The sequence below is a fragment of the Aeromicrobium sp. genome (genome assembly GCF_036676885.1).
Classification (GTDB): Bacteria; Actinomycetota; Actinomycetes; order Propionibacteriales; family Nocardioidaceae; genus Aeromicrobium.
In genome coordinates this window covers 1-5,127 of the sequence record NZ_JAKFCB010000398.1, presented here as the reverse complement: position 1 = coordinate 5,127, position 5,127 = coordinate 1, and the positions used below count along the sequence as shown (strand labels likewise).

Annotated in this window: 4 protein-coding genes and 1 pseudogene; 1 reads left to right on the top strand and 4 read right to left on the bottom strand. The window is 68.2% G+C overall.

What is annotated here, in order from left to right; genetic code table 11:
- On the bottom strand, window positions 1-1,023 hold a 1,023-nt coding region (locus tag V6M46_RS18850), incomplete at its 3' end, for a DNA gyrase subunit A (protein ID WP_332667950.1).
- A gap of 17 nt (window positions 1,024-1,040) precedes the next feature.
- On the bottom strand, window positions 1,041-3,038 hold the full coding sequence (gene gyrB, locus V6M46_RS18845; RefSeq protein ID WP_332667948.1) for a DNA topoisomerase (ATP-hydrolyzing) subunit B: 1,998 nt from the start codon (window positions 3,036-3,038) through the stop codon (window positions 1,041-1,043).
- Between the two features lie 227 nt (window positions 3,039-3,265).
- On the opposite strand from gyrB, the gene V6M46_RS18840 reads away from it, so the two are divergent.
- Complete coding sequence (locus tag V6M46_RS18840; protein ID WP_332667946.1) at window positions 3,266-4,060, top strand: phosphatase PAP2 family protein; 795 nt, start codon at window positions 3,266-3,268, stop codon at window positions 4,058-4,060.
- A 73-nt stretch (window positions 4,061-4,133) separates the two neighbouring features.
- Here V6M46_RS18840 and V6M46_RS18835 read toward each other — a convergent pair whose 3' ends face one another.
- Together V6M46_RS18835 and V6M46_RS18830 are read right to left on the bottom strand one after the other, a co-directional pair.
- Entirely contained in the window at window positions 4,134-4,634 is a 501-nt protein-coding gene (locus tag V6M46_RS18835) for a DUF721 domain-containing protein (protein WP_332667944.1), read from the bottom strand.
- Window positions 4,627-5,127: pseudogene (locus V6M46_RS18830) on the bottom strand (DNA replication/repair protein RecF); the annotation flags it as partial. The gene V6M46_RS18835 and the pseudogene V6M46_RS18830, both read right to left, overlap by 8 nt.

Here is a 5,127-nt window from a genome sequence, read left to right as displayed (position 1 = left end):
GTTGGCGCTGAAGTTGGTCTGCAGCTCGGTGTGCTTGTAGAGGTTGTTGAGCACGACCCGGGCGATCGCGTCCTTGCGGATCTCGATCACGATGCGACGGCCGACGCGCGACGACGACTCGTCCCGGAGGTCGGAGATGCCCTGGATGCGGCCGGCGTTGACCAGGTCGGCGATCTTGCGCATGAGGTTGTCGGGGTTGACCTGGTAGGGCAGGCCGGTCACGACGAGCTGGATGCGGCCCTTGGTGTCCTCCTCGATCGACACGATCGCGCGCATCATGATCGAGCCGCGGCCCGTGCGATACATGTCCTCGATGCCCTTGGTGCCGACGATCAACGCGTCGGACGGGAAGTCCGGACCCTTGACCCGCTCGATCAGCGCTTCGAGCAGCTCCGCCTTGCTGGCCTCGGGGTGGGCCAGGGCCCACTGGGCGCCCTCGGCGACCTCACGCAGGTTGTGCGGCGGGATGTTGGTGGCCATGCCGACCGCGATGCCGGCCGAGCCGTTGACCAGCAGGTTGGGGATGCGCGCCGGGAGCACGGTCGGCTCCTGCGAGCGGCCGTCGTAGTTGGGGCGGAAGTCGACGGTGTTCTTGTCGATGTCACGCACCATCTCCATGGCGATCGGCGCGAGCCGGCACTCGGTGTATCGCATCGCGGCGGCACCATCGTCGCCGGGCGAGCCGAAGTTGCCCTGCCCGTCGATCATCGGTGCGCGCATGACCCACGGCTGCGCCAGGCGTACGAGGGTGTCGTAGATCGCGGTGTCGCCGTGCGGGTGGTACTGACCCATGACGTCACCCACGATGCGCGAGCACTTGGAGAAGCCCCGGTCGGGCCGGTAGCCGCCGTCGAACATCGCGTAGAGCACGCGGCGGTGCACGGGCTTGAGCCCATCGCGTACGTCCGGCAGTGCGCGCGAGACGATCACGCTCATCGCGTAGTCGATGTAGGAGCGCTGCATCTCGTCCTGCAGCTCGACCGCTTCGATCCGGTCGTGCTCGGGAGGTGTCGTGTCAGTCATCAGTGAGCCCTGTCAGGTCAGATGTCGAGGAAGCGGACGTCTTTGGCATTGCGCTGGATGAAGGACCGGCGCTGCTCGACGTCCTCGCCCATGAGGATCGTGAACATCTCGTCGGCCATCGCGGCGTCCTCCAGCGTCACCTGGCGGAGGATGCGGTTGGCCGGATCCATCGTGGTGTCCCACAGCTCGCTGTCGTTCATCTCGCCGAGACCCTTGTAGCGCTGGATCTGCTGGCCGAGCTCCTTGGGCAGGCGCTTGCCGTCGGCAGCCCCGGCCTTGAGCATCGCGTCACGCTCGGCGTCGGAGTAGGCGAGCTCGTCGGGCGAGTTGCTCCACTTGATCTTGTAGAGCGGCGGCTGCGCGAGATAGACGTGGCCGCCGTCGATCAGCGGCTTCATGAACCGGAACAGCAGCGTCAGCAGCAGCGTCGAGATGTGCTGGCCGTCGACGTCGGCATCGGCCATCAGCACGATCTTGTGATAGCGCAGCTTGTCGATGTCGAAGTCGTCGTGCACGCCGGTGCCGAGCGCCGAGATGATCGCCTGGACCTCGGCGTTCTGCAGGATCTTGTCGATGCGGGCCTTCTCGACGTTGAGGATCTTGCCGCGCAGCGGGAGGATCGCCTGCGTACGCGGGTCGCGGCCGCCCTTGGCCGAGCCGCCGGCGGAGTTGCCCTCGACGATGAAGACCTCGCACTCCTCGGGGTTGCGCGACGAGCAGTCGGCGAGCTTGCCCGGCAGGCCACCGCCGCCCAGGAAGCCCTTGCGGTTGCGGGCCAGGTCGCGGGCCTTGCGGGCGGCCATACGGGCGGTCGCCGCGTCGATCGACTTGCGGACGATCGTCTTGCCCTCGGTCGGGTGCTGCTCGAACCAGGCACCGAGCTCGTCGTAGAGAACGGTCTGGACGTAGGACTTGGCCTCGCTGTTGCCGAGCTTGGTCTTGGTCTGCCCCTCGAACTGCGGCTCCTCGAGCTTGATCGAGACGATTGCGGTGAGGCCCTCGCGGATGTCCTCGCCCGAGAGGTTGTCGGCGGCCTTCTTGATCAGACCCTGCGCCGTCGCGAACTTGTTGACCGTCGAGGTCAGCGCCGCGCGGAAGCCTTCCTCGTGCGTGCCGCCCTCGTGCGTGTTGATCGTGTTGGCGAACGTGTGCACCGACTCGATGAAGCTGTCGTTCCACTGCATCGCGATCTCGAGCGACAGTCCCTTGGACTCGTCCTCGGACTCGATCGAGATGACCTCGCGGTGGATCGGGGACTTGCTGCCGACGTTGATGTGCTCGACGTAGTCGACCAGGCCCTTGTCGAAGCGGAACCGGCAATCGCGCTCGATCTCGTCGACGGGGGTGTCGCCCTCGGTGGCCTCCTGCGCCTCCTCGCGGTCGTCGCGGAGCACGAGCTCGAGGCCCTTGTTGAGGAACGCCATCTCGCGGAATCGCGTCTTGAGCGTCTCGTAGCTGTAGACCACGCTCTCGAAGATGTCCTCGCTGGCGTAGAACGTCGTCGTCGTGCCGGTCTCGTCGGTCTTTTCGTGCCGCTCGAGCGGAGCGTCGGGGACGCCGTACGTGAAGGACTGGGTCCAGCGGTAGCCGTCGCGCTTGATCTCGACGTCGAGCCTGGTCGAGAGCGCGTTGACGACCGAGACGCCGACGCCGTGCAGACCACCGGAGACCTTGTAGCCGCCGCCGCCGAACTTGCCGCCGGCGTGCAGCGAGGTGAGGACCAGCGTGACGGCCGGCATCTTCTCTGTGGGGTGCTCGTCGACCGGGATGCCGCGGCCGTCGTCGACGACCCGGACACCGCCGTCGGCCTGGAGGGTCACCGCGATGTGGGAGGCGTAGCCCGCGAGCGCTTCGTCGACCGAGTTGTCGACGACCTCGTAGACGAGGTGGTGGAGCCCGCGTTCACCGGTCGAGCCGATGTACATGCCGGGGCGCTTGCGAACCGCCTCCAGACCTTCGAGGACCTGAATGTTGCTGGCGTCGTACGAGGCTTCAGGATCTGGAGTTTGGCTCACTTGTCCAGTATACGGGCCGTTATGTGCGTCTCAGCGCTTACCCACAGTTCCCGGGTGGCGCGTCGCGACCGTCACTTGCCCCTGAGAGCCACAAAACGGTGGCTGTGACGACGGCACGGACCCTCCACCGACCTCCGGTATGTCCACGGTGTCCCCGAGTCGCCCATTCGGCATCTCCCGGGGAATGCGGCGTCACGGCCTTGGGGACCATCGGGCATCGTAGAGGAATGAGCACGACCGCCACCCGCCGCGACACCGCGATGCCCGCGCTGGCCGCTGCGATCGCAGCGGGGCTGACGCTTCTCGTCATGATCCGCCTCGCTCTGCAGTCGTCCCAGGGACAGCACTGGGACGACGAGGCGATGCGCACCGTCATCGCGGGTCGCGACACCAGGCTCGCGCTGTTGAGCGGTCTCGGCTACGTCTCGATCGGCGCGATCGTCATGGTCGCGCTCGCCTGCGGCGTCGTCGCCCTCCTGCGGGGCAAGGCCCGGCTCGCGATCGGCGCGGCCGTCATCATCGGTGGCGCCGACATCACGACGCAGGTCCTCAAGCACGCGTTCCTCGATCGCCCGGACTTCGGCCTGGGCGTCCTCAACAGCCTGCCGAGCGGTCACACCACGGTGGTCGCGAGTGCCGTGGGCGCGGCCCTGCTCGTGGCCCCCGGCGGCGTACGCCCGCTCGTCGCCGCGACCGGCGGATTCGCCACGACGCTCACGGGTGCCTCGACGATCGTCGCCGGCTGGCACCGGCCCGCCGATGTCGTGGCCGCCCTCGCGGTCAGCCTGGTCTGGACCGGGTTCGTCGCGTTGTGCTTCCACGGTCCGCGCACCCCGGTGACCGGTACGTTCGTCAGCGCTCTGCTGGGCTGCGGTGCGGCGCTGGCCTTCCTCGTCGCGATCGGGGTCCGCCCGGCGTACGGATGGGTCGGATTCACCCAGGCGTCGCTGGTGCTCGGGGCGGTCACGGCGGTGACGGCGCTGTTCGTGGTGGCCGCGGCGGCCGTGTCCCCAGCTGAGTGACCTCGACACGATCGATCACCGGGTACTCGCTGGTCGAGTGCCGCCGAGGGACGAGGCGGTGTGTCGAGACCCCTTAGCCGTACGTGTCTCGTGGGCCGCGGGCACCGCGGATCGAGCGTGGGCCCTTCTTCCACGATGGTGCCTGGGGTCCGCGGACCACGATCCGCAGCACCGACCCGTCGCCCATGAGCTCGTTTAGCTTGGCCACGATGCGCGGGGCGAGCAGCCGGAGCTGCGTCGCCCACGCCGTCGAGTCGGTGCGCACCTCGACCTCGCCGTCGTCGAATGCGATGACCTCGGAGTGCTGGGCGACCTCGGGCCCGACGATGCCGGCCCAGTCGGTGAACACCCGCTGCGCGGCGAGCCGCTCGTCCCAGCCCTGGTCGTTGACGACCTCGCCGAGCAGGTCAGCGAGGCTGCTCGGCTCGTCGCGTGCGGCGCGGGCCGGCTTGGCCGGACGTACCCGACGCTTGCCTGACGGGGGCACGGGAGATCCCTTGCCTCGATAGGACTTGGCGATGTCGCGGGCCAGGTCCAGGCCGTCATCGGGTGCGGGCCCGTCGGACTCAGTCACGGACGACCTCCCCTCCTGCCACGTTGAAGCGGTGACCCTTGAGCGCCTCGGGCACATCATCGGCGACCGCGGCGGTGACCAGCACCTGCTCCGCATCGCCGACGAGCTCGGCGAGCTGCTGGCGGCGGCCCTGGTCGAGCTCGGCGAAGACGTCGTCGAGGATCAGCACGGGATCGTCATCATCCTCGCGCAGCAGCTCGAACGATGCGAGCCTCAGGGCGAGCGCCAATGACCAGGCCTCGCCATGGCTCGCATATCCCTTGGCCGGCAGGTCACCGATCATCAGGGTCACGTCGTCGCGATGCGGGCCGACGAGGCTGATGCCACGGTCCATCTCGTCGTTGCGGCGGCGCGCGATCTCGTCGAGCAACGCCTGCCGGATGTCCTGCTGATCGCGTACGTCGGCGTCGAGCTCGAGCGATGGCTTGTAGGTCGCGGTGATGACGCGGCGGTCGGGCGCCGATGCGGCGGCGACGCGTACGTACGCCTCCGC

Bases quoted from the DNA above. Each gene is read 5' to 3' on its own strand.
- V6M46_RS18840 (WP_332667946.1), top strand. From the start codon at position 3,266: ATGAGCACGACCGCCACCCGCCGCGACACCGCGATGCCCGCGCTGGCC.